A 26,288-nucleotide genomic window follows, 5' to 3' on the forward strand; every position below is an offset into this window, starting at 1 on the left:
CAATGGACGAAAATGTCTGGGAAGAGGTCATACAGGTCAATCCGGCGCAGGCGGCATTTCTCGTGATGCCGTACAAGAACGGATATGTCATCTACTCGCGTGCCACGGGTAAATCATTCATTACCGGTGCCGTGATAGATGACAACATCCGGCTCATGCCGCGAGGGATTACTACGCTCACCCAGGCCACCATTGGGCAGGCGTTGACTAAAACCCTGCCTTCAGCGTTCAAGATGCTGGAGATGCTCGGTTATAAGCAGTGGGATCCGGTCAGCAAGACCGGTGACTATGTGGTTTGTCGCAAACCTATTGAGGGATGGTATAAACCTTACGAGCACATCATGTCGTTTGAGTATGGTATCAGCTTCAGTAACGGGCATATGCTCTACATACTTACCCAGGGCGGCAACAGCCGCGGTCCGAATGCGGACTACAACATCACCGATGAAGCGCTGACACTCGACAAGGAGAAGTTCGACCAGGAGGCGGCGCCGACCAACCGTGGCAATGAGCATATCTTCGGGCGCAAGTCGGAGCATCCGGTGCTGAAGCACCACGGCAACACCTTCCTCTCCTCCATGCCGTACACGCCTGAACAGAAATGGTTGCTTGAACCGGCCAAGTATTATGAAGAAGAACGCGGCATCCGGCTGTTTGATGTCTGGAACAGGATTGTGCGGTTACAGATGCAGCTCATTGATGCAAGGATTGCGAATGACGCCGGACTGTTCAAGGAGATCTGGAACGAGACCGTCCGTCTCAGGCAAAGTATCACGCCGTTCGTTTCACGTGACGGCACGCTCTTTATCCTTGGCTCCATCTTCGACAACATCGCCAATGTGGGCATGAACTATATCCTAAACCAGTACAAGGTGATGGATAAACTTTCCTTCATGATAGAGATCCTAAACTTCATGGTGGATAAGATTGACAGCTGCTACTACCAGTTGGATGAACGCCATATCTATTACAATGCGACCAATGACGACTATATCCGTGACTTTGCCGAAGATCATAACTACAACTGGCAGCAGCTTGCCAATAACGATGACAGCCGGCGTGACCTGGACTGCAATCCCAACCAGCCGATAGAGCTGACACCCGACTGGGGTAGTGCCGCTTCATTCCTGGAAGTGGCGCAGGAGCGCAACTATGACTTCGTGACGAAGATGCTGACACGTGAGCCGGTGGACAACAACATCAACGAGTTCTTCGTCAAGCGTGATGAAGAGGATGACACCATGGTGAACGCGCTGATGGACAAGTTCTGCCACTACTACCGTAACCATATCAACAAACACCTGCATTATTACCGTGACCGTTACGGGGATGCACGCCGTGCCAACAACAAGAAGTCCTACAACGAGCTTGCCATCGAGCGTCTGGAGAAACACGGGTGGACGGTGGAACAACACACCCATGCGGGCATGGAGCCGCCGCAGCATGACAAGTACCTGCTCTGGGCTTCCATCCTGGCAGAGAAAGACGAACGGTTCCCGAAGAAGCGTTTCAACGGCTCGAAATGCAAATATACACTCATCTCCATGAACAATACGCGTGTCATCGAGGACCGCGAGGGGCGTTTTGCCAAGGATAAGCGCAGCGAGCGTAACCAGTCCATCCTTCCGGAAGAAGCCACCCACTTCGGTGATGCGGTGGATAAGCGTGTATGGACGAAGTACGGGCACCTACTCAGGCAGGCATACGGATTCGTGGACGCACGTATCTGATTCACCTCATACACATACATCCGCAATCACAATCGCAATGCTTATGGCAGGACTCGCAACGTCCGCAATGGGAATCGCTGCACTTTAGGACAGAACGCCGTGTGCAGGACTGGCCGAGGGGCATCCTCCTTGTCATATTTCCTTGTTTCTTGCGCTTTTGGTTGCGTTTTTGGATAGGGCGCGGTCGGCAGAAACTTCCGTTTCTGTTTCCATTCGGATGGAAAGCGGGGTATTCTGTATTCATTATCAAAGAAGTATATTTATTATAACATTCATTAACAAAGAGCACGGCGCGCGCAAAATCCGTACTGAAGGAACAGGCAGGCAAATCTATTTCCTCCAGTACGGATTTTGCGCGTCTCAGCGGTAAGTAGCGGCAGCTACTTGCGTTTGTCCGCATCCATGCAGGTAGACCCGGTCTTTTCCGTTTCAATAGCTAAGGTAGAGACCGTAGAGCGGTAAGCGTTCCGCTTGGCGTGCCTCCGTTTCTTTTCCGCAACTCCTTTTCATTTCCTGCATCTCTGTATGCGGTCAGGTAGTCTTTTGAGTCCGCAAATGTAGGGCACCGGTCTGACAAACAAGGTCGGGCGTTGTCCGCTAAAAAATCTCCAGCCCTACGGGTAGTATTCAAGCCTTCGGTTTTAGTCGGAACCTTGCGGAATGTCATCCTCGGCACCTCAATTATTGCGGCATCAAAAGGCAACCATACCGCACGTCATACAGACACGCCGGAATAAAAAAAAAGTCGTTCTGGGAAACGGAGAAAATTAAAAAAGGCTCCACCCGACGACTCCAGAAATCCAGAATAAATTAAAAACTTACAGTTATGGCAGCAAAAAGAAACATCCCCGAAGCATGGAAAAATCAATGGTCTAAATTCATGTTTAACTTCTTTGATTACTTGCCTACCAAGTACGAGGCTAACAAACGGGAGTGGTCTATCCGCAGGATGATATGGGATTTTAAGGACGGGAAGCGCAGTGCGTCTGTGGCAGAACTTGTAGCGAAGAAGATGCGCGAGCAGTTCGGTGCGGAGGTTTGCAACGTGACGTTGGTCTGCATACCAGCCAGTAGCGGAGAGAAGAACGAAATCAGATACAAGGCTTTTGCCGAAGAGGTGGCACGGCTGACGGGGTGCAGGAATGCGTACAAAGCAATTACCATTGAGGGTGGACGGCTTGCCATCCATGAGACGAAAGCGGCCAAGACGGTGCAGACGGTGGAGGTCATCAAGTTTGACAAGCGTTTTTTCAAGGGTAAGAAATGCCTTGTATTCGATGATATACTGACGCAGGGGCATAGTTACGCACGGTTTGCGTGTGCACTTGAAACGCTTGGGGCAGAGGTTTTGGGAGGCTATTTCTTAGGCAAGACAATTCTTTTATAACAATTTAATCCATACAATTATGAATACTCTTTTTGATAACGATTGCCGCTACATGAGCGACAGCGAACTGATTTACGAAATCAGCAACAACAGACAGATTGTTTCGGACATCGAACGCAGCAACGAAGTGATAGACCTTGAAAAATTGTTTTCCTCTTTGACTCCTGGACGCAGGAGGGTAGCCGTGGCAGCCGTGGAGATGTACAAGAGACAACTGTCGCAGCAGGTGGAACGTAGGCAAATAAGGATGAGCAAAGACGTATACGAACTGATGGAGCCGTTGATAGGAGATTTGCCGAATGAGGAATTTTGGGTAGTGTCGATAAACCAAGCCGGACGGATTATCAAGAAAGTACGCATATCGGTAGGCGGTATTGACCAGACTTCAGCGGATATAAGACTGATTATGCGCGTGCTGATTGATACGGGGGCGGTGCAGTTCGCAGCGGTGCACAACCATCCGAGTGGCAACAGCCGACCGAGCAATGAGGACAAGAGGCTGACGGAGCAACTTAAAAAGGCGGCAGGGTTATTCAATATTAGGATGATAGACCATGTGATTATAACGAATGGTGGATATTACAGTTTTGGCGATGAGGGGCTGATTTGACGGAGGGGTGCAGGGCGCACCCATTCCGTTTGCTCGCATGCTCGCAAACGAAATGGGGCCCGAAAAGCGGAATGACTGGTCGTGTTACCGTTCCTTCAACCACGGAGGGGATTTTTACTTATGGTAATAAAATAATTACCCTATTCTTTGTGGGTAATAAAATAATTACCTATCTTTGCAGAGTAATCAAAAACAGATAACGATATGCCAACAATTTTAATTTTATTCGGTTTGAAGTTTAGAATTTATGTACGTGACCACGAACCGGTGCATGTACATGTACTCAGTCAAGACGGTGAAGCCAAGTTCCAGGTAGGTGATGAAATCCGGTTGATGGTCAATAAAGGAATGAAGCCCAAAGACATAAAACTGGCTGAGTCTATTATTGAAGAGAACAAAGAGTTGATTATTACAGAATGGGTTAAGATATACGGCAAATAAGCCGTATATCTCTATACATAGAAAGGAGTGATTATGGTAGCGAAAAAAGTTTGGTTCGAAGGTGAACGAATCTACATCGAAACTGATGACGGTCGTACGTTGTGGCAGTCAATCTTGTATTATCAAAGATTGAGGAATGCCACCAAAGAGCAGCGCGAGGATTATGAGCTGGGAGCTTTCGGCATTCACTGGGAAGAGATTGACGAGGATGTTTCTTACGAGAGCTTTGAATATGATGATCCAGAACCGGCAGGTATCTCCCGCTTGTTCCTTACACACCCGGAGATAAACGCTTCGGCTGTTGCCCGACGGATGGGGATGCAGCAGAGTTTGTTGGCACAGTATATACGGGGAATTAAACGTCCCTCAAAAGAACGGGAGCAGGCGATATTGAATACGGTGCGTGAAATCGGAAAGGAATTGAGCGGTATTTCAATTTAAAAAGAGAAGCGGAGCAAAAAACTCCGCTTTTCTTTTGTTGTTTCAAAAGAAACTCTCATCTTTGCAGTGCTAAACAGTTACGGTCACACCGTATCGCAGAGCGCGGTCAATGCTCAATGAATTTCAGTGGGCTTTTTTTATGCCCATACATTAACCATTTTACTGACGTCAGTAAAATGATACATACGAAATAGGCGGCTGCCTTTCCCATTACACTTTTGCTCTACGAGCGGAATCTGTAACTGTTTAGCGACACGGGAAATGGCAGCCGTTCTTCTTTTAAGAAAATTGCCTAAAATGCTAAACAGTTACAGTATGAAAAATCAAACATCCGGTGCGCTTATCGCACCAGAACCCGCAGGGATTCGTGTATCCGAGAACTTGAAAGCTCTGAATGAGCAAGTATCCAACATCCAATGCCGCTACTACCGCGTCCTGGCTCCCGATTGCGAAATAAAGACCGAAGCCGATTGCTGGTACTTCCGTGCCATTGTCTGGGCATGTGCCGCGATGGTGTTCCCTCCCCTACTGGCGGCAGCCGCGTTGTGTGTTTATAAGGCAAAGAAGTGCCGGAAAGGGGGTGAGGCATGAGCAAACATAAAAAAATCAGCGAAGATGGCATATTTGTAACGAGCCAACGCAGTCATTCAGCTACCAACACCGATGAATATAGTTATATGTTGTCGTATGGTGGTAATTATATAGCTTGCGATATGTCTGCCGATGAGTTACGTGAAATCATTTCCTGCATGCAAAATGCCCTAAAGGCTAATGGGGAAGGAGGTGAGAAATGAATACCGAAATCAATAACATCGTATTGACCTCCTCCATCAGCGAAACCATCTCGATTTTACAAAATGGCGTTGCCAGTGCTTGTTGCAATACCATAGATAGAGCTACCGGATTAATCCTGGACTTGAAAGTCGACAATGAAGTTAGTGCTGATGACATTATATCCGTAATAAGTGATTTACGCATTGTGTCATCCATGATAAGAAGCTTGACTCCGGAAGAAGAGAAAGGAGGCGCACAATGAGCAAGAAGATAGGATTCCGTTCTTATCAAAACGACGAAGAACCGGACAAACAAGACGAATTGGAGAAGCAACAAGCCGAGCGGCAGAAAGCCATAGCAAACTTCATCGGCCAGAACTATTCACCCATCGGTACCACTTCACAGAAATGTTACAAGACCACCGCTGAACTGGTATATGAGCTGTCGAACATTGTCGATGTCGCTCCGATGGCGCTGGCCAAACAACTGGCTGATGCCGGGTACCATGTAGAATATTTGGCAGGACAACCCTACTGGGTGATGTACGAGAAGCCATAAAAATACTAACCGGAGATTTTTTTATTTTTGAAGTCCTTGCTCGTGAGAGTAAGGGCTTTTTTTGTCCTATGAGAGCGGATGGTTGGGCTCTATCTTTGTGACAAAAAAAGAGATATGATACGTTTTTTCACAAGATTCGTCGCCACCTATGGGTATGATTCACCGAAGGAGTTCTTTCTTTCGGTGGCTCCGAGCTTCAAGTACAACCTGCAATTTCCGGCCATCTCCTTCAGCGCCGTCACTGCCGTAGTCAGCGAATGGATAGGCATTACACCGTTCCTGGCCATGGCCATGCTCGTCGCCATTGTCTCAGAGATGTGGACGGGCATCCGGGCAAGCAAGGTCCAGGGAATAGGATTTGAAAGCTTCCGTTTCTCACGCTGCATCATCAAGCTGTGTATCTGGCTGACCATCATCTATATCACCCACTCGTTCTATCTGGAGAGCAAGGCCGGAGCGGAAGAAAGCTTTGTCATGCTGCTGGCCACCCTGTTCTTTTCCATTGTCAAGGTGTTCGTCATGACCTGGTTCTGCGTCGAGCACGTGACAAGCATACTGGAGAACCTGGCAGTCATCGACGGCAAGCCGAAAGATGCGCTGATCAAGCAGGTGGGAATATTGTGGGTGACAGTCACGGATAAATTCAGAAGAAAGGCCGATGAGACGGAAGGTTAGCCATATGTTGCTTTGTGCGGTTATCGCATTTCTTTCCGGCTGGGCCGGCCACTGGCTGGGTTCCCGGAAACGGAGCATTGTCCATGTACCGGAAACGGTGGTCAGGCATGATACGATACGCTCTGCCATTCCGGAACCGGAGGTGATTGTCCGTGAGGTACCCACAGAAGTGGATACGGCGGCTATACTGGCCGACTATTTCTCGGAGAAGCATTATCTTGATACAATTATTGAACGCCCTTACCTGAAAGTGGAGCTGACCGACGTCATATCCCGCAATTCATTGCTTGACCGCACGGTAGTGGTGGACTACCGGCAACCGGTCGTCTGCAACAATGCTCTTGCCTTAGGTCTGGAAATTGGACGTTCCTGGCAAGTCTTGTCGGCAGAATATCGCCATAAGCAATGGGAGTTCAGAGCAGGATATGACTTGTACAACAGGTCACTGGTGTTGGGCATTTCTAAAACCCTTTGGCAATGGTAGTGGACGGCATACATGATGGAGTGGACTGCTTCATCTCGGAAATCGGGGAAATAAAAATCTCAGGAATCACAGATGAACAGTTGAATGTCCGTATTGAAACCGGAGGTACGGAGATTTTCAATGAGAGCTATTACGCTTTGAAAGGCAACGTGGTAATCCATGAGATAGGGGAAATGCTCCGCAGTCACTTCTCCCTGCATGACCCGAAAGGGATGTCAAACAATGTAGTCTCTTATTATCAGGCTCCATTGTCCATAACCGCTGTGTTTTCAGGCAAGCAGGACACAGTCCGGAGGAGTTTCAATGCTTATTACAGCCGTTGTCGCACATCGGTATCCCCGTCAGACGTACTTTTTCTGACACACGAGAGCACAATCCGTACAGCCCATGATAGAATGGAATATCTAACCTTTACTGCCCATAAAGGCATGTCGGTGGACATGAGCATAGCCTACATGGATGCGGGAAAGGAAAAGTACAAGACAGTCAGTGAGCAAGTGGATGCCACTGCCGGTATGCTCGCTGTTTCTTTTTCACTTGATAAGATTGTACGTCGGTCCGGTATTGCCGTATCATCCATCACATATTATGATGTCCTATTGAAAAAAGATGGCACTGTAAAGGATAAGGTGAGATTTGTCAATGATGACCGACAGTATAGGAATGTCACCAATTTCATTTACCGAAACGCATTCGGTATGCCGGAGACAATGGCATTCACCGGACTGGTGGAATATTCCCCCGAACTTGAGGGTGATCCGGTAGAACTGTTACAGAGAACCGTCCGCACTTCATCCAAATACATTGACAGCCGTACGGTAAACAGCGGCTATCTGGACACCAGACAATACGGAAAGGTACTGGATCTGATAACAACTGATTCTTTGCAGCTGTATAATACGGAAACATCGACGGAAGTGGTGACCACTGACATTGATTTCTCTCACAAGCGTACCGGCAACGAGAAAATCAATGTCTCACTTACATTCCGTCAGGCATCACGCCTGCATCTGGCTTTCGAGCGTACCGGTGACAATGGTATTTATGGGCGGATATTCGACAGAACATTTGACAATACATTTGAATGATATAACGATATGGAGACAATACGCAGAAACCTGGCTCTGGCCGACATGGACATCCGCACGGACGAACGCGGACGCCGGCGCATCTTTTCGATAAAGTTCGTCAGCAAGGAAGGCAAGGTCTATTTCATGCCCCAGGCCTACGCCTGCGGTGCAGGACGCATGAACATGAAGGAATACCAGCTCCGGGGCGTGCAGCCCTGCGACTGCAAGGGAAATCCGGAAGGACACCCCTACCCTGTGGATATTGACCTGATACTGGAGTATAACAAAAAGAAAATAATATTCTGATGAACATATTGTTTAATTCAAGCGGCATTCCCCTGCTGATGCAGTCCACGTACATATTCGGCGAAACGACGGGGACACCCCAGAACGAAATGAAGGAGCGTACCCGAATCCTGGCGCCATATGACTTGTCGAATGTTTCCTATATAGACATCGACGGAGTGAAGGTGCGTCCATGGGGAGATGAGAATGATTTCCCCCAGAAGGCGGCTGAAGAGATAGGAAACACCAGCGTGCTCAATACGGGCCTGAAGTTTCTTCGTAACCTGACACTTGGGCAAGGCATATATCCTTGTACGGTGAAAGGTTACGACAATGATGGCAACGAGATACTGAAGCCCGTTACCGATAGCCGAGTACAAGCTTTTATTGCTTCCCGGAATGTGAGGCGCTACATGGAGAAGGTGCTTCGGGATTACTTGAAATTCGGCAACGGTGCCGTCCAGTTTGTGCCGTCGGCTGCCGGCAATTCTTTTGCAGGGGTCAATCCGGTCAATGCGCTTTACCGCCGTTATTCCGAAGTGGACGAATACGGCGCCTGCAAGTGCATCATTTCCGGATATTGGCCGCAACGTCCGGACAAGGGACAATACACCAGGCTGGATGTGCTCTCCGAATACGACCCGCAGATGCACGCCGAGGTGTTAAAGTTTGCCGGAAAGGTGAGGGACGGTTTCATCATGCCGGTACGCGACAGCTGGAGCAACGACGACCTTTACGGCATGCCCATCTGGTGGCCCGCCTACGTTTGTGGATGGGTGGAGATAGCCCATCTTATCCCCCATTTCCTCAAGAAAGCCTACAAGAACCAGATAACCTGGAAGTGGCATGTACAGATACCGTATTCCTACTGGGAGAAGAAATACCCGTCCAAGGACTATTCTGCCAAGGAGCGTGAGGCGGCCATACAGAAGTATATGGATTCTGTGGAGCAGAACCTTTGCGGACCGGACAATGCGGAGAAGCCCATCTTCTCTCATTATGCCGTGAACGAGATGAACGGCAGGATTGAGGAGGAGTGGAAAATCAAGCCGCTGGAGAACAAATACCAGGGTAGTGACAATCTTCCGGTGTCGGCAGCCGCCAACTCGGAAATTCTGTTTGCATTGATGGTGAATCCGAATGTGCTCGGTGCAGGTATGCCCGGTGGCACCTATGCCGGCAACCAGGGCGGTTCCAATATCCGTGAGGCTTTCCTTGTGAACATTGCCAACGCGTGGATTGACCGGCAGAATATCCTGGACCCTATAGAACTCTATATCAAAATGAACGGCATGCCGGAATGCGAGCTGCGTTTCCGCAATACCGTATTAGTAACCCTCGATACCGGCAGCGGTACCAAAAAAACATTGAGCTAATGATATTCAGTGCAAAAAAATGGAACAACGGCAAGGAGCTGAAAGCGGTGATGAAGGTGAACACCGCCATCTCCTTTGACATGATGGAGGCACCGCTCCGGAATGCTTTCCGGCAATACCTCGTACCGTTATTGGGCGATGCGATGGTGGGAGAAGTGGTCGAGATATATGAATTCGGTCCAAATCCGGATGTATTGGAACAGAATACCGAAGGGGCAACCGAACGGGAGAAACTGGACAGCCGCCTGCTGGAGATCTGCAAACGCGCGAACGCGAACCTGGCGTTCTGGAACGATTTCGATGAAATCAGCATGCGTATCACCGATGCGGGCTTCCAACGTCAGAAATCCGACAACGGCGAATCATTCCAGCAGGTGTACAAGTACCAGGAAGATAACCTGCGGGCATCGTTACGCAACAAGGGGTTCAATGCGCTCGACGAGCTGCTTGAGTTTCTGTATGCCCATATAGCCGAATATCCGGAGTTCGCGTCCTCCCAGGCCTATCAGGACCGTAAATCAGCCATTGTCCGCAGTACCGCGGATGTCAATGACGTCTGTTTTATCAATGGCAGCCGGATTGTTTTCCTCCGTCTGCAGCCGCACCTGAAGTTTGCCGAGGAGATGCTCCTTCAGCCGGCCATCGGTGACAAGCTGTATGAGCATCTGATTGACGGACTGGTAAATCCCCCAGAAGACGAAGAAGCCCGGAAGAGCATGGAGCGGTTGCGCCTTGCCTGCTCCCGCTACATTGTGGCAATGGCGGTCAGACGGCTGCTGATGGAGACGGGTAGCGTCACGGACCGGGGGCTGTACTTCACCGCTGTACAGCCGGGTGAGAAGGGCAATGAGGAGAAGAGACCCGTCGATACGGAGCGCATAGCCGTACAGATCCAGAATCTGAAAACGGATGCGGACATGTACATGACCGTGCTGCTGCGTACGGTACGGAGCTGTTTTGAGAATTTCTATGAGGGTGATCCCAGGCAGATATACGACCGGGACAATGACCATAAACGCACATTCTGGACATGAGGGAGCTTCGCATTGCATACCGTAGATTCGGAATCCGCCATGAGATAATCCGCCGGGTACCTCAGAAATGGGAGGAGCTGACACCGGCACAGTTCCTGCTCGTGTCGCGGCTTTATCTTCAGGAAATAGACGAACCATCCTTCCTGAAGGAGTTCTATTCCCTGCCGTACGGGGTCGGTTCCGACACCTATTACAGTTATAAGCTGAGCGAACTGGTGGAGTTCATCAGCGACTGCCGTGTCCGGATGGACCGCTTTATCCTTCCTGCCGTCTCCGGGCTGAAAGCGCCGGGTGACCGCCTGAAGGGGATGTGTTTCGAACACTTCATGCACGTGGACACTGCTTTCAACCGATATGTCCGTGACGGCAAGGATGCCTCACTGGACACTTTCGTAGCAATGCTCTATTTGAAGGACAACGAATATATTGTCCTACCATCAGGTGGGAAAAACGGCTTATTTAGCAGGCAGAAACCGCTGATACTGCAAAAACGGATAATGAAGGTGACAAAGATTGACAGGCACGTCAAGTATGCCATATTCCTGAACTACGTTTTTGTCAAGAGGTGGCTTTCAAAGGCTTTTCCTTTCCTCTTTCCGTTGGATGATGAACCGGAGGAAAAGCGGAATAGTCCCGCCGCACCGTCAGTCAACTGGCTCGACATCTTCGACGCCTTTGTCGGTGACGATGTGGCGGTGATGGAGAAATACCAGGCGATGCCGGTGGCAACGGCATTCCGCCTGCTCAACAAAAGGATACGTGACGCCCAAAAACAGAAGAAATGACTTTTTCGGAATACATAGAGAATCTGGCTGAAAGGCATGTCGATATACGACACAAGGAGAATGATGAAGTACACTTCCTCTCATCAGAACGAGAGAAGCATACGGCACTGGACAGCGTGCTCCACTATCCGGCAGTGATTGTGGACCGTGGCTCAGGATTCGGTTACGGCGGTAATCCGGGTGCATACCGAAAAGACCGCGATTACCTGCTCTTCATTGTGGAGCATGTGTCCGACACCTCCGACTATGAGCAGATAGAGGCTGCCCTTGACAAGTGCGAGCGCATTCTTGATGAGCTGCTCAACCAAATTTTGGAAGACAAAAGGAAGAAAAGGCTGTGGCTCGCTTTTTCCTTGGAGGATGTGGAAGCGGATTATGTGGTAAACAATGATAACCAGCTTTATGGCGTGGTTGCGGCAATACATCTGTCCGAACTTTACAAGGTTTTGAATTGCCGCAATGCATTTTTATGATACAGTATGTCTGATACACTTACAACATTGAAGGAGCTGGCGGCACAAGTGCGTGGTGCCACCCGAAAAGGTGAGAATACGGCTGAACGTGTCGGGCGTCTCTTTGTGGGCATCCTTGCCCTCATGGAAGAATCCGAAATTTCATTCGAGCCTTCCGAGGGATACGATACGCTTGGGACATTGAAGGAACTGGCGGCACAGGTACGCAGTGCTACCGAGGACAGTGAGAATACCGCCGAACGTGTCGGACGTGTTTTTGCCGGCATCCTGGATCTGCTGGAGCAGTCCGGTATCGAGTTCGATACTGCCGAAGGAGATGATTCCATAGAGATTCTGCAGTCCCTTTCCGACCAGGTACGTGGTGCCACCCGAAAAGGTGAGAATACGTCCGAACGTGTGGGGCGTCTCTTTGCGGGTATCTTGAATCTTTGGGCAATGAGAGCGGAGGACTGGAACAAGGTCATACCGCCCGTCTATGTCCGCAGCGACAACGGACGGCAATATCTCGGCATCTACAACGCGACCAAATCGGTCATGGAGGACTATCCCGACGGTCTGACGCAGGATGTGACGATAACATGCACCCAGACCAACATAGACTACAAGGGCAACAGATACCAGGATGAGGACAGCATGTGGAGCGTGGAGATGAAAGGCTGGAACCAGGATACCGCACATATACTTACCATTGACGGGGCCGGCAAATGCACACTCGACGGCCGCGGTTTCGGTGGCATACATATCGAGGATTGCAGTAACATCATCATCCGGGACATCACCTTCCTGAACTTCAATACCTACGAGGGTGTTTATGCACCGGAGGAGCCCGCCTGCATCTATGCCACAAACATCTCCAAACGCAAGCCTTGCCGCAACCTGTACTTTGAGAACCTGACCGTCAAAGGGCAGAGCACCAAGAGTCCGAACTCCAATTACCGCACCCGCTACGGCATTACGGTCAAAGGATACGAGAATGTGTGTCTCCATAATATCCGTATGTCGCAGGTCGTTGTCCAGCCGATTTCCATTACAGACGCGAATACCGTCTATATATCAAAGATAAGATTCTCCGAATCAGTGATGCAGGCCGAAGTGGTCGGGCACCCGTCAATCATGAGCCTTTCGGCAACGGATGTCTATATCATGGATTGTGACATAGACGGCAGCCATTACAATGAGGTAGCCATTTCCGTAGGCAAGGTCAAACAACTGTTCTTAGAGCGTAACCATATCTACAAGACCTGCGGACCGGTCATCGGAATAAGCAATGAACTCGGCGCGGACAAGATATTCATATCCGGCAATTACATGCATGATAACATGGAGCTTCCGAAATACCAATGGGACTGCACGTGGTTCACGTTCCCCGGCATGTCCAAGGAAATAATAATCGCGAACAATACCTTCGTGTTCAGCAGCGGCTATTTCCAGGAGTTTTTCGCGCGTTCGAGCACTTCCGCTATCGAAAGGCTGGTCAATGTGAACAATATATTTGTCCGGCACAATGAGCAGAATCATGGCATCTTCATCCTTTCGAGCGTCCATAGCCTCATAAGTGGCAGTAATATTTATAATAAGGAGACCGTATTGTACTCCATGGCCGACAATACTTCACCGGTGTATTTTGCCGGAAACAACCAGGGAAACCTTGCGTACATACAAGCACAGGGATATGAGGCTGGCACGGCACAGATTACCGACGGGAGCGCCATCCTGATGGATGACCGCCCGTGTCTGACAGCGGAACTGGCAGCCATTCACAAGAGCGTCGCGGAATATGTACGTGAATTCGATTACAAGTACCAGACGAATGACCGGGACAATACCAGCATCGGCTGTGACAACTACTACAGCGTCGAGTTTGACGAGACAGCCGACACCACCGATGGCTACGACGGTATAAACCGTTACAGCAATGAAGTCTTCAGCAGCGCTGCCCAATACAGTATGCCGTCAGACCAGACCCTGGTGTTGCTTGCACGGTCCAAGAACCGGGACAGGATGGTTGTGTTCAACATAACCAAATCGGACGATGTCGGTAACCGGATTGTATCTGTCGGCCGCCTGGCATCGTTCTCCATCCGTCCGAAGCTTGACGGGAACGGAGAATATACAGCAGACCAGTTATATGATGTAACCATTGAATAATGATGAATATATGAAATACCACGAGATTCTGAAAGCCCTGATCGGCATTCCCTCCTTGTCCGCAAGACTTGACAACCCTTTCCCTCTGGTCGGGGACAAAGTTACCATATCAAGTACAAGCGAATGGGTGAGGCAACACGAGTATCTGCTTGATGGTGGAGCCGGGCCTGAACGGTCTGTCCTGGATTGTGTACTGGGAAAATCCTCAGAGACTGTAGATATGTCTGCCGCAGGTGAGTTCATACAGAGCGTCAGTGTATCCAACGATAGCGGCAACGCTTCTGTCAGGAAAATCGCATATCCGATGCTTCCCGCCACCGAGCCCTATTTTATGGTTACCGCCACTGAGATAGTGCGTGTCGGGGAAAGGGGCTATCTTTCGATATATGCCGAAAACGGTTATGCCACTTCCCGCAACAATACCATCGTTGCGCGTATATACAAGGAGAATGAACCGGAACCAGTGAAAACCGTCGGCTTTGACACGAGCCGTCCAGGACCGACTGTCTGGGCGGCATCCCCCTATACCTTCGATGCTGTGTCCGACCGTGGAATATACGATGTGGAGGTGGACGTGACAGATGTCCTGACCGGTGTGACTTTTACCAAACGTATCAACAAGCTCATAACCGTTACCCCCGCGCTTGCCCCCCGTGATGAAGCGGTTGAGTATCTCGTCCCCGACGCCAAGATTGTGGGTGGAGCCGAGAGCTGGATTATAGACGGTAAGGATTATCCGGCAGGCTGTACGGTTATCCTAAAATATGACCCGCAGTTCGGTGAGAGATACCCCATGCGTCTGCGTCTTGACAATTTCAAGGGCACGCGGGAGAATCCGATCATTTTCACGATAGATACTGAGGAGCCGTTTGAATTCAACTGGTTCTATTGGTTCGGCATACTCTTCAATGACTGCACCCATATCGTCTTTGACGGTAGGGGCTATCATAATCTAGATAAGGGGTTCAGAATGATTGCCATGCCGGAATTTGCGAATATCGCCATACAAGTCACCAACTATTCGAACGAGCTTGAATTCTTTGGTATCGAGATCGACAAGGCGGATTTTGCCGGATTCATGATCAAGACAGACCCCACGGCCGATAACCCCCAGGGGTGGTGGCCTGCCTATAGGCTGGAAAATCTCAGGCTCCATCATAACCATATTCATGACACGGTCGGAGAAGGGAGCTATCTGGGACACTACAGTCCTAATTATTATACCGGTACCAACAGCAACGGGGAGGAGGTCAGATACCGTGCGCACCACTTGTACAACACCCGCATATACCGTAATATCTATGAGAATCAGGGTTATGACAACTTCCAGCTCAATAATGCCGAAGATGCCGAGATATGCTATAATGAATTCATCAATGGCGGTAACCGTATGGAGAAGGACCAGACATCGGCTCTTGCCCTCGGTCTCAGTGGCAAAATATACAACAATGTCATACGCGGGCATTTCGGCCCTGCCATCCAGTGCCTGTGCATGGGTGATGTGGAGATTTTCAACAATATCATCGCTCCCGGCACGGAAGTCTCAAGCGCTTTCTATCTGGGGGGCTTCCAGGAACCCCCGCAGTCCGATTATGATACCGGGTTGACAATAGGGCATCTGATTAATATACATAACAACATCCTCTTCTCGTATGGCGTGCCATATCTGTTCAGTCAGGCGAACAAATGCAAGAATGTCCGTATTCTGGACAACTTCTGTGTACATAAGGGAGCCTGGGGAGGTCAGGCGGCGGATATAATGTCCGGTTGGAAAGTAGAGGGGAACATGGAACTGGAATACCCGCGTTACCCTTTCGATTTCCAGGCTATTGACGAGCGGTACAAGATTGCCGATTCCATCAATCTGGACTATCGCATTGCCGCCTCCTCGCCTCTGGTTGAAGGAGGATGCGGCGACAGTTTCCGTTTTGATTTCAACGGCTATAAAAATTGGTACGACAAGGTGTTCCCTATAGGCCCTTTCCTTGGGAAATATAGGAGTCCGGACATCGTGGATGCCCTTTTCGGACTGTCATCCATTGTGATAGACGGAGGTGCCGCCAGTACCTTGAGCAATAAGGTCAGCGTGCGGATGAATTGCAAGGGTGAGGTGACACATTACCGTATAAGTGAGAAAAGGGACTTTTCCGACACGGTGTGGTCGGAGTGGAGCGGTGATACCGTAGAATTCACATTCCTTTCCACAGGACCGAAGACATTGTACTGCCAGATAAAGTCGTCTACGGAAGAGAGCGCTGTTAAATCCGCATCCATCATCTATCAGGAAAGCCCGTTGGTACTGTCCTCTGTCGTGATAGAGGACGGTGTTCCTGAAAAGAACGGAAAGACTGTGAGTGTTGAAATATCATACAGCGGTTCTGTCATGCCCCGATACTACCGTGCAGGTGAAACGGAGGATTTGACCTCTGCCGGTTGGACTGCGTTTACGGAACGTTTCTCCTATACGTTTGATACAACGGGCGCGAAGACCTTGTATGTACAACTGATGGACGGATTCGGGCAGATGACTGAAACCCGGTCCGCAAGCATCACCATCAATCCGCCGCGTAAGGCAGTGGTCAGTATAGGATGGGCCTATGATGATGTTGCCCCCGGATGTGTGTTTGACAGTGGGCTTGGCATCAATAGGATGAATTACTCGGCGACAGCCCGGACCTTTGTATGGGATTCCGGGGAAGATGCCGGAACTGTCGTCAAAGGGGACTCCGTCAATTTCAATGAGGATATCAGGGTCGGTGGTGCAACTACAGGTGACGATAGTGGCATGTATCCGGACAGTGTGTTGGAGAAATATGTCAGGTATAACGGTTTCCCGCAGAATACATACGGACACAGGACAGCCTCGATACATCTCTCTCCAGGGACATACCGTCTGCGGCTGTTCTGTTCCCTGAACTCCACTTATAAGAACTCCACGGAATTCATGAAGGTACAGACCGTCGTGGACGGTGTTGCCAATGTGTTTGAACTGCCGGACGGTTATGATGTCATAGGCAATCTCACCCGATGGCTTGAACAGGAAATCACCGTACCGGAATCGGGAATGTTCGAATTGCAATGGGGGATGGAGAATGCGACAAAAGGATGGATGGAGGTTCCGCTGAATATTATAGAAATAGAAGAAACGTAAGATAATGAAATATATAAAAGTAGTATGGCTAAAGTAGAAATCTTATTCAAGGTCATCCGCAAATGGGAAGGCGGATGGAGTGACCACAAAAATGACAAAGGTGGCAAAACCAATATGGGGATAACCTTGTCTACGTGGAAATCATGTGGTTATGACAAGGATGGTGACGGAGATATTGATGCGGATGATTTACGCATGATTACTCCGGATGACGTTTTTCATGTTTTCAAGAAGTATTATTGGGACCGTTACCAAGCGGACTTCATACACAACCAGTCCATTGCGAACATCTGTGTGGATTGGGTGTGGGCCTCCGGACGTCCCGGTATCACAAGGGTACAACAACTACTGCAAATCAATGTAGACGGCATCGTAGGTCCTCAGACGGTTGCAAGTATCAATCTGGCCAACCAACGGCAGCTGTTCGAAGCTATCAAGACAGACAGAATCCGGTTTATTGAAGAAATCTGCAAAAGAGATCCGTCGCAGCTTGTATTCCGGAAAGGATGGCTGAACCGGATCAATGATTTCAAGTTCTCTGTCCGTTGAATTCTTGTCCTTTTTTCCACTCTTTTCAGCCTTTAGTTTTGTGTCCGGAACTAAAGGCTTTTTTATGGCAATAACTGAAGAAAAGAGTTTAATGACCTCCGAGAAATTCAATCGAGGAGTTGAGAACTGGACGTGGAAAGTCAGGAATACCTCCGTAAATATTCTACAACGGACACACGCAACCGGCAGATTGCGTAGGGAACTGCAATCCCGTTGGCTGAAAGACCGTGAAGGTGGACCGGCTTATGTCGGTCTGGGTTTCCGCTTTGCCCGGTATGGTGCGTACCGGGAGTATGGCGCCGGGCGTGGATATATCGTCAAGAACGGAATTATAATGAAGGGACATTCGGCATGGAGCGATAAGAAGAAACGTCAGGAACTGCGTTCTCTACGTGTTTCTGAATATCGTATCCGGCGCATGCGTACCGTTGATGAACACTATGCCGTTATCCGGCGAAGTCCCCTACCCTGGTTAGACCCTCCCATTGTGGATAACATTGAATCACTGGCTGATTTATCCGGAGAGTATTACGGTGACCAGGCACTCAAGAATGTGCTTCAGAAGTTTGATAAAATAACAATTGAAAAACGTTATGGCAAAAAGTGACAAGACTGTCAAAAGAGGTGTCTACTTGTACATCGATGGCAAGGAAATTAAGAATGACATCAATTCCATTGATTTGGAGATGAAACGCCTACAGCGTGACATTAAGGAAATGACACGCGGCTCTGAGGAATACAACCGCACCATGGCGAAGATACAGCATCTTCAGGGGATTTTAAAACAGCATCGCCAGGAGATAAAAGGCATCACCACCGAAACCAAGAAAGCGACTGTCAGTATTGGCAGTATGGTAGACTGGTTCAACCGTTTCGGTGGAGTTATCTTGTCCGTAATAGGTTTCCTGACCGGTTTTACCCTTGCCTTACGCGCCATCAGAGACGAACGCAACAAGTTGGAGGAGTCCCAGGCCGGGCTGAAAGCCTTGACCGGACTTGATGATGACAGCATTGCCTGGTTGACCGGGCAAGCCAAGACGCTTTCCACCACCATGACAAAAGAGGGCTTGCGTGTCCGCCAGTCGGCAGCCGAAATCCTGGATGCGTTCATGCTGGTCGGTTCGGCCAAGCCGGAACTGCTTGGTGACAAGGAAACGCTCAAGGCTGTTACGGAGGAAGCCATGCGGTTGCAGGCGGCAGCCAAGGACATTACCCTGAACGAAGCGGTTGATTCACTTACCTTATCACTCAACCAATATGGGGCGGCAGCAGACCAGGCAGGACGGTTTACCAACGTATTGGCTGCCGGCTCCCAGGCAGGTTCCGCCAATATCGCAAGCCAGGCAAAGGCTATCCGGAATGCAGGTACCGCAGCGGCTTCGGCCAATGTTCCCATTGAACAGACGGTCGCATTGATTGAAACGCTTGCCTATCGGGGTATAAAGGATGAAGTGGCCGGAACGGGATTGAAGAAATTCTTTCTGGTTCTTCAGACCGGAGCGGACGAGACCAACCCTAAAATCGTCGGGTTGGATAAGGCACTGGAGAATCTGAAGAACAAGAATATGGATGCAGGCGCCATCAAGAAGATGTTCGGGGAGGAAGGCTACAATACCGCATCCGTAATCCTTCAGAACACGGAGATGGTGAAAGACTTCACCGCTGCCGTCACCGGTACCAATGTGGCGTATGAGCAGGCGGCCATAAACAGTGATACTGCACAGGCCAAACTGGAGCAGGCACGCAATAAGATGAAGCTGGCAGCCATTGATTTGGGAGAGAAACTGAATCCGGCTCTGACGGTGAGTACGAATATGCTGACCAATGTGCTCAAGTATTTGCCGGGATTGATTGACTGGTGCAAAAAATGGGGTGGTACTGTATTGTGGCTTAGTACGATATTGCTTGTATATGCTACCCGGCTGAAGATAATTACAGCATGGTATTCTATTTGGAATTCACTTACCAAAATTGCGACAGTTCTCAATTTGGCTTATGCCGCATCAATGAATACATTGTCTGGTTATACAGTGACATCATTTGGAAACTTGCGTAAATTATCAATGCTCATGCAAGGACATTCTGTTTTACTTAAATCACTACGTACCGCCACTTATTTATATGCCGCTGCCGTGCAGGTTTTACACGGGCGCGTTGATTTGGCTGCCAAATCGCTGAAAGCAGCTTGGACTATTATGTCCAGCAATCCGATTGGCTTACTGGTTACATTAGTTCTTGCAGCAGCTACCGCATCCTACAAACTGACACAACGCACCAAAGCTTATTACGACCTAAATAAAGTCAATGAGAAAATTACAGAAAAATCAAATGATGAATATGCGCGTCAATCATCACTGATTGAACAGTTGACCACCAAAATACACAATAATAATCTTTCCAATTTTGAACGTAAAAAGGCAATTGTACAATTGCAGGCTATTATTCCGGATTATAATGCAGAGATTGATAAAGAGGGCAAAATCATCAATGAAAACACAGAGGCACTTGACCGATATAATGCCGTATTAGCAACCAATATCGAATTAAAAGAGGCTGCCGACGAACTGGATAAGCACCGGATCAACCTGATGCGCCTTCAAAAATCCCCGGCATTGAGTGACAATTCACCGATGGGGTCGATGGCTCGCGAGGATGTTCGCAACAAGATTTCCCAAGAAGAAGAGATTGTTGAATCTTTAACTGCACGTTATAAGAAACTGGTACAAGAAAAATGGAAAGCATTGAATCCGAACACTCCTAAAAACAATCCCACCGGAGGCAATGACGGTGGAAAATGTCCGATATGTGGAAACAAACCTTGTACCTGCGATAAAAACAACACTTCCAAAGACAAGTTCGCCCAAGCTGAAGCCGACTACTACCGACGTATCGCTGACATCAAACGGAAGTACCTCGCTGACGATAAGATGACCCAGGAAGAATACAACAAGCAGATGCGGGATGCAGAAATACAACTGCTCAACGATAAGCTGAAGGTCAAGGGGCTTGAGCCTTCAGAGATTCAACGTATCAATGACCAAATACTTGATGCGGAAATAAAGGCGCGTGATGAATTGCGCAGGCTTGATGAACAGTCTGCCAAGGATGAAGAGAAACGCCGTAAGGAGCAGGCAGAAGAGACGTTTTCCCGTTTGGACAAAGAGTACCAAATGCAGGTGGAAGCTGCCGCCATGTATCATTATGAAAACAGGACTTCCGAGGAGGAGTATTTCAATGAGCTGCGCAGACTGCAAGATGTATATTACCATAAGGTTCTCAATGACGCGGCAATCAGTGAGGAGAAGAAAAACCAGGTACGTGAACAGATGCGTAAACGTAATCTGAAGGATGCCCAAAAAGATGCTGAAGAAGAAAAACGGATTGAACGTGAGAAGTTTGACATACTGTCTGACCTGGCGAAAGGCTTCGGAGAGACCATGGCGCAATTCTTCACGGACTCCGAGGTGTCTCTCAAGGACTTCCTGAAGAATATTCTTACTATGTCGCTTGATGCGTTGGAACGTATGATGATTATGGCCGTTACCGAACGCACCATCAAGAATATAGGTTCACTCGGCTTCGTAGGTGTAGCTAAAGCTGCCGGAGAGATTGCTCTGATAACTGCCGCATTTGAGACAGCCAAAGGGCTTATCTCCAATTTCTACACCGGCGGCTTTACTCCGTCCGGTGACTGGAATCAGCCGCAAGGTATTGTACATTCCAATGAATTTGTCGCCAACCGTTTTGCTGTGGCCAACCCGAATCTGCGACCGATATTCGACGCCATTGACGTGGCACAGCGTAGCGGTAATGTTGGTAATCTGACAGCTGAAGACATAGCGGCTGTAGCAGGTTCCGGAAAGAGTACACGTACCGTACCAGCCAAGGCACCTGCTGCCAGCGCCACAACGACGACCAATGACCCGGCTATGGTGGCGATGCTGATAGAATGTACCCGCGTATTGCGGAAGCTTAAAAACAGGCTGGATGCCCCTTTGGTAGCGGAAACTTATGTTACCGGCAAACGGGGTATCAACCAGGCACAAAAAGAATATCAGAAGTTGAACAACAATAAATCACGCAACAAGCAATGACAGAATTATACATTGACGGGCAATTGGCCGCCCTTCCTGAAGGGTTCAACATTACGTTCACCTCCGAGAATCCGTATTTCACCCGCAGTTCCAATTACTCCTTGGACATAGAACTCCCCATGCCTGCCAATCATGCCATATTCAAGCACGTGAACAGACTGGATGTGACGAAAAAAAAGACTATCCTTCCGGCCACACTCATCGTTGACGCCAGATGCCTGCTTTACGGCAGTGCGGTTTTACTCTCAGTAGAAGATGCACTGGTTAAGGTACAGCTCGTATCGGGTAATGCGGAATTTAATCTGCTGACGAATGATGATCTGTATATTGACGAACTTGATTTAGGTACAATCAGTTGGCCGAACAACAATCAGAACCGTTTCCAGCCACCTGCCAATATGGTGAACTACTACGGTTCGGTGGACGACATTGAAGCTGTATGGTTGCCGGTGTTCTATCAGGAAGCCAAATGGGAGAATCTTCAGAACGATGCAATCTATGAGTTCGGCACGAACAATTTTACCCTTTGCCCCTATTATGGCCGTCGATGTGTACAACCATACCTTTTGACAGTCATCAAGAGAATAGTGGAGTATTTTGGCTATACGTTCGATACCTCCTTCTTTGATAACAATTTCTTGCGGAACGTTTATGTATGCAGCGCGGTAAGCAGCAACCGGGTGGCCGCCGCATTGCCGCACTGGACTGTTTCCGAATTCTTTGATGAACTGGAGAAATTCCTTTGTGCGGTTACGGTGGTCAACGAACGCACCAAAGTGGTGAGTCTCGTAGGGCTTAACGATTATTTTACAGAATCCGGAAAGGAGATAATTCCTGCATCTTCCCTGCTACGGGAGTTCACTGTGGATATTGAAGATGAAAAGAATGAGAAAGACTTGAGCACTGGCAATGTGGGCTACAATCTGCCTTCCCATACGGATGACGGCTATCTGCGAATTGAAAGGGACATCATAGAGGCTGCATACAAACAAGAATATGATTCTTACGATGCAATGCTGGCCGCATACAATGGAATGGGTGACAGTGACAAGAAAAGTACAATCTTTATTGTTGGCAAACGGTATTATATCAACTACAATGAAAATGATAAGAATACGCTGCGTGAAGTCAATTTGTATGCGGATTTAATCCGTGACCCGGAATCGTCCGATGTAGAGACCTCACTCGGAATCGTCCCGGCTAAAATTATTCAGTTCAATGTCGGCGTGTATGGCTCTGTAGCTGATTACGATTTGTCCCGTCCGTACACCTCCATGGTATTGAACATACCCGCGGTGGGCTACCAGGCTACTGTTGCCAAGCAGGAGCGCTTCAATGTCCAGGAAGCCATAAACGGTGACGTGGAGCTGAAGGAGAAGCAGGAAAAAAACGGGCACATGGAAGTGGCTGTCAATACCGGCAAGTTCAACCGGCAGAACGTAACTTACAGCGGTCAGACACATGCCTATGATTATGCCTATCCTTTTACGGACTACCAGCAGAAGACCGAAGCACAGCTCACGGACTTCCTTCCGTATTCCCTAAGCTTGAACGATGTTTGTCCGGACAGTGTCGGACATCGGTTGTCGACACTCAGTCTGTTTCACTCCAATATCCCTTACACAATCCAGTTCCAAGCCAATAAGCTGCCAGATGTGAATAAGGTGTTTCTTATAGGCAACAAGCAGTATTTGTGCGAGAAGATTGAGACGGAAATAGATGTTGATGGATTAAGCAAGGTACTGAAGGGGACTTTTTACCGGATAGAATAATAATGTTAAAAAGACATCTGCCTCTCAAAAATAACTCCTTTTTCCCTTGCGTAATTACCAAAAGGTTATTATATTTGCAGTGTCATAATGTATCGCGATCTTTTTATGACTGAAGAAGAAGAGCTAAAGGCTCGGATTGAAGCTGCGAAAAAAGACCTCAGCTTCTTTTCCCTCTATTGGGATGACATTCAGAATACTGATTGGATTTCCGATGAGGAGCTTGAGGAAGGCATCAATGATTGTCTCGATGACTTGAATGATGCACAAGACAAGCTGAATGAAAACGGTAGCCCTCCTTGAGGGGGCTACTTTTTCTCTAACATATAATTTTTAGGCTTATGGACGTACAGAAAGAATTGGGAAAATGGAAGTCGGAATATGTAAAATGCAATACTCCGGAGGAATTGGCCGACCATAAAAAACGTTTCAGGGCTTTTCTGCAGACGCTTTCACCGGAGGATAAAAAAGCGTTTGCGCAAGCATTCCAAGATGGTGCCAGGCAATCAATCAATGAAGCCCAAGCCATTGTGAAAACAGTAGAAATCAGGCAGACCTTAGAAAAAGTATTGCCTTTCGCTTCTATGTCGTATATTGCCCAGCACTATTTTGGCAGAACACGCCAATGGCTATATCAACGGATTAACGGAAGTGCGGTAAACGGCAAACCAGCCAACTTCACCGCTGATGAACTGAATACTCTATCTTTAGCTCTATCTGAGCTTGGCGACATAATGAAAGATACTTCTCGGTCTATCGCGAGGCCGTAAGGTTTTTAATGACAGAGGGGCTTCCACGGGTTGGAAGCCTTTTTTATTTCATTATTCAAATAATCATGAATTAAATTTAGAATAAAAAGTTTTTTTATTTTGTTAAGTTTGATAAAATCACTATTTTAGCAACGCCAAAAAATGAATTAAATGAATCCTTTTCCATAGTGTAACCCATAAGATTGGGTTCAGGTTTATTCATTCCTGTAGGCGCACTATAGTGAAGGATTCGCCATTTAATATTATGACAAACAAAAAATACAAATCTATCAGTATTTCTAATTTAATTATAAATCCAGATAATGATCGTTTTGAGTCTGTTGAGAATGAAAAGCAGGCTATAGACATAATGCTAACAAAATTAGGAGACAAAATTTATTATATTGCGATACATATTTTAGAGAATGGGTTGTCTCCCAAGCCATTTTATGTTATGCCATCAAAGAAATCTAACAAGAAATTTCTTGTAAAGGAAGGAAACAGAAGAACCACAGCATTAAAATTGATGGCTAACCCTAAGTTAATTGATTCTAAAAAACATGCTTCATTAAAGAATCGTTTTTTTAAGCTGCATGAAAGATTTATGGAAACTCCGATTAGAAAAATAATGTGCTATATTTATGATGATGTAGAAGAGGCAGATAAATGGGTTCGATTAGAACATACAGGAGAACAGAATGGAGTTGGTATAGTTGAGTGGAAACCAGAGCAAGTACAGAGATTTGATATAAAACATGGAAAAAATAAGTCTGTAGAAATACAAGCTATTGATTTCATACGAACATCTCCTTTCGTACAAGAAGAAGTAAAGAGGGCTTCCGAAAACATTAAACTCACAAATTTTGCTCGTTTATTAGGAGATAAAAGTGTTCGGGAAATTTTGGGTTTAAAGTATATAAATTCTAAATTAAGTTCTAATCTTGAAGAAGAAGAAATAGCTAAGGCCTTAGGGCAAATTATTTTAGATTTGTCTGATAAAGATTTTAAGGTTAGTTCTATATATAATGCCAAGCAAAGAAAAGATTATATTCAAGGCTTAGGAGAAAAACTGCCTGATAAAAATAAGACAATAGGAGAAGTTTGGAGGTTGGATAATCCATTAGAACAAATTCCTAATTTGGAAGAAGAAGATAATACAGCAAAGAATGAGGGAAGTGATTTGCATTCTAAGGGACATTTAAAGAAGTCTATTCCGACCCAACGTAAAACTCTTATACCCAATAATTGTATTATTAGGATTTCCAATCCAAAAGCAAATAAAATTTATGATGAATTGAAAAAAATAGATGTTCGAAGTTTTGTTAATTGTGCAGCTGTCACTTTGAGAGTTTTTTTAGAATTAAGTGTAGATACTTTCATTGAAAAAAAAGGATTACTTAAAGAAGGAGAAATTTCGGCTTCCAATTCTTCAAGAAGTTTGTATCAGAAGGTTAATGATGCTAGTCAATACTTATATAAAGAGAAAATTGCAGATGAAACAATATTAAAAGCTGTAAAATTATTAACCAAAGAACGTAATTCTATTTGGGGAGTGGATACAATGAATGCTTATGTACATAGTAACAAACTTTCCCCTGTGCCAATAGATATTCAAACAACTTGGGATAATATTCAGGATTTTATGGTAATTCTGGAAAACTTTTGTTTGTGCCTTATACAAAGGACTTTGGGAGAATTACCCAAT

General features: G+C 47.5%; 26 protein-coding genes. All 26 read left to right on the forward strand.

Annotated features, from left to right (window positions below):
- The first annotated feature begins 2 nt into the window (after positions 1-2).
- Entirely contained in the window at positions 3-1,730 is a 1,728-nt protein-coding gene (locus DWX62_RS11525) for a hypothetical protein (RefSeq protein WP_005828988.1), read from the forward strand.
- An 826-nt stretch (positions 1,731-2,556) separates the two neighbouring features.
- Positions 2,557-3,117 carry a phosphoribosyltransferase gene (locus DWX62_RS11530; protein ID WP_008664684.1) on the forward strand — a complete coding sequence of 187 codons (561 nt, stop codon included), beginning with the start codon at positions 2,557-2,559 and terminating at the stop codon, positions 3,115-3,117.
- A 19-nt stretch (positions 3,118-3,136) separates the two neighbouring features.
- Positions 3,137-3,727 (forward strand): JAB domain-containing protein, encoded by a 591-nt coding sequence (locus tag DWX62_RS11535; protein WP_005828993.1) that lies wholly within the window; start codon positions 3,137-3,139, stop codon positions 3,725-3,727.
- 204 nt (positions 3,728-3,931) lie between these two features.
- Positions 3,932-4,168, forward strand: a complete 237-nt coding sequence (locus DWX62_RS11540; RefSeq protein ID WP_005828998.1) for a DUF4160 domain-containing protein — start codon at positions 3,932-3,934, stop codon at positions 4,166-4,168.
- A 33-nt stretch (positions 4,169-4,201) separates the two neighbouring features.
- Entirely contained in the window at positions 4,202-4,609 is a 408-nt protein-coding gene (locus tag DWX62_RS11545; protein WP_005828999.1) for a DUF2442 domain-containing protein, read from the forward strand.
- Between the two features lie 315 nt (positions 4,610-4,924).
- The gene (locus DWX62_RS11550) at positions 4,925-5,200 is read left to right on the forward strand and encodes a hypothetical protein (RefSeq protein ID WP_008664689.1); all 276 of its coding nucleotides are present in this window, start codon (positions 4,925-4,927) and stop codon (positions 5,198-5,200) included.
- Positions 5,197-5,403, forward strand: coding sequence for a hypothetical protein (locus DWX62_RS11555; RefSeq protein WP_005829002.1), 207 nt, complete (start codon positions 5,197-5,199; stop codon positions 5,401-5,403). The genes DWX62_RS11550 and DWX62_RS11555 overlap by 4 nt, the downstream gene beginning before the upstream one ends.
- Positions 5,400-5,645 (forward strand): hypothetical protein, encoded by a 246-nt coding sequence (locus tag DWX62_RS11560; protein ID WP_005829004.1) that lies wholly within the window; start codon positions 5,400-5,402, stop codon positions 5,643-5,645. Before DWX62_RS11555 ends, DWX62_RS11560 begins: the two co-directional genes overlap by 4 nt.
- The gene (locus DWX62_RS11565) at positions 5,642-5,941 is read left to right on the forward strand and encodes a hypothetical protein (RefSeq protein ID WP_005829006.1); all 300 of its coding nucleotides are present in this window, start codon (positions 5,642-5,644) and stop codon (positions 5,939-5,941) included. The genes DWX62_RS11560 and DWX62_RS11565 overlap by 4 nt, the downstream gene beginning before the upstream one ends.
- Before the next feature lie 114 nt (positions 5,942-6,055).
- Entirely contained in the window at positions 6,056-6,616 is a 561-nt protein-coding gene (locus DWX62_RS11570) for a phage holin family protein (RefSeq protein WP_008664691.1), read from the forward strand.
- A complete protein-coding gene (locus tag DWX62_RS11575; protein WP_005829011.1) occupies positions 6,600-7,100 on the forward strand; it encodes a hypothetical protein in 501 nt (166 codons plus the stop codon). The genes DWX62_RS11570 and DWX62_RS11575 overlap by 17 nt, the downstream gene beginning before the upstream one ends.
- Positions 7,094-8,188 carry a hypothetical protein gene (locus DWX62_RS11580; RefSeq protein WP_005829013.1) on the forward strand — a complete coding sequence of 365 codons (1,095 nt, stop codon included), beginning with the start codon at positions 7,094-7,096 and terminating at the stop codon, positions 8,186-8,188. Before DWX62_RS11575 ends, DWX62_RS11580 begins: the two co-directional genes overlap by 7 nt.
- 9 nt (positions 8,189-8,197) lie before the next feature.
- Positions 8,198-8,476, forward strand: coding sequence for a hypothetical protein (locus DWX62_RS11585; RefSeq protein WP_005829015.1), 279 nt, complete (start codon positions 8,198-8,200; stop codon positions 8,474-8,476).
- Positions 8,476-9,831, forward strand: a complete 1,356-nt coding sequence (locus DWX62_RS11590; protein WP_005829018.1) for a hypothetical protein — start codon at positions 8,476-8,478, stop codon at positions 9,829-9,831. The genes DWX62_RS11585 and DWX62_RS11590 overlap by 1 nt, the downstream gene beginning before the upstream one ends.
- A complete protein-coding gene (locus DWX62_RS11595) occupies positions 9,831-10,865 on the forward strand; it encodes a DUF6712 family protein (RefSeq protein ID WP_005829020.1) in 1,035 nt (344 codons plus the stop codon). Before DWX62_RS11590 ends, DWX62_RS11595 begins: the two co-directional genes overlap by 1 nt.
- A complete protein-coding gene (locus DWX62_RS11600; RefSeq protein ID WP_005829021.1) occupies positions 10,862-11,650 on the forward strand; it encodes a hypothetical protein in 789 nt (262 codons plus the stop codon). The genes DWX62_RS11595 and DWX62_RS11600 overlap by 4 nt, the downstream gene beginning before the upstream one ends.
- Positions 11,647-12,123, forward strand: coding sequence for a hypothetical protein (locus DWX62_RS11605; protein WP_005829022.1), 477 nt, complete (start codon positions 11,647-11,649; stop codon positions 12,121-12,123). Before DWX62_RS11600 ends, DWX62_RS11605 begins: the two co-directional genes overlap by 4 nt.
- Before the next feature lie 6 nt (positions 12,124-12,129).
- Positions 12,130-14,271 carry a hypothetical protein gene (locus tag DWX62_RS11610; protein ID WP_008664696.1) on the forward strand — a complete coding sequence of 714 codons (2,142 nt, stop codon included), beginning with the start codon at positions 12,130-12,132 and terminating at the stop codon, positions 14,269-14,271.
- 10 nt (positions 14,272-14,281) lie between these two features.
- The gene (locus DWX62_RS11615; protein WP_120137743.1) at positions 14,282-17,422 is read left to right on the forward strand and encodes a hypothetical protein; all 3,141 of its coding nucleotides are present in this window, start codon (positions 14,282-14,284) and stop codon (positions 17,420-17,422) included.
- Between the two features lie 24 nt (positions 17,423-17,446).
- A complete protein-coding gene (locus DWX62_RS11620; RefSeq protein WP_120172836.1) occupies positions 17,447-17,971 on the forward strand; it encodes a glycosyl hydrolase 108 family protein in 525 nt (174 codons plus the stop codon).
- 64 nt (positions 17,972-18,035) lie between these two features.
- Positions 18,036-18,578, forward strand: coding sequence for a hypothetical protein (locus DWX62_RS11625; RefSeq protein WP_005829029.1), 543 nt, complete (start codon positions 18,036-18,038; stop codon positions 18,576-18,578).
- Positions 18,565-22,065 (forward strand): phage tail tape measure protein, encoded by a 3,501-nt coding sequence (locus tag DWX62_RS11630; protein ID WP_120172837.1) that lies wholly within the window; start codon positions 18,565-18,567, stop codon positions 22,063-22,065. Before DWX62_RS11625 ends, DWX62_RS11630 begins: the two co-directional genes overlap by 14 nt.
- Positions 22,062-23,837 carry a hypothetical protein gene (locus DWX62_RS11635; protein ID WP_005829033.1) on the forward strand — a complete coding sequence of 592 codons (1,776 nt, stop codon included), beginning with the start codon at positions 22,062-22,064 and terminating at the stop codon, positions 23,835-23,837. Before DWX62_RS11630 ends, DWX62_RS11635 begins: the two co-directional genes overlap by 4 nt.
- Positions 23,838-23,942: 105 nt before the next feature.
- Positions 23,943-24,137, forward strand: coding sequence for a hypothetical protein (locus tag DWX62_RS11640; protein WP_005837025.1), 195 nt, complete (start codon positions 23,943-23,945; stop codon positions 24,135-24,137).
- A gap of 38 nt (positions 24,138-24,175) precedes the next feature.
- Entirely contained in the window at positions 24,176-24,604 is a 429-nt protein-coding gene (locus DWX62_RS11645) for a DUF5053 domain-containing protein (protein WP_005829037.1), read from the forward strand.
- Positions 24,605-24,848: 244 nt separating this feature from the next.
- On the forward strand, positions 24,849-26,288 hold a 1,440-nt coding region (locus tag DWX62_RS11650), incomplete at its 3' end, for a hypothetical protein (protein WP_120172838.1).

Origin of the sequence: Bacteroides sp. AF20-13LB (assembly GCF_003603065.1) — a bacterium.
Taxonomy (GTDB): domain Bacteria; phylum Bacteroidota; class Bacteroidia; order Bacteroidales; family Bacteroidaceae; genus Bacteroides; species Bacteroides uniformis.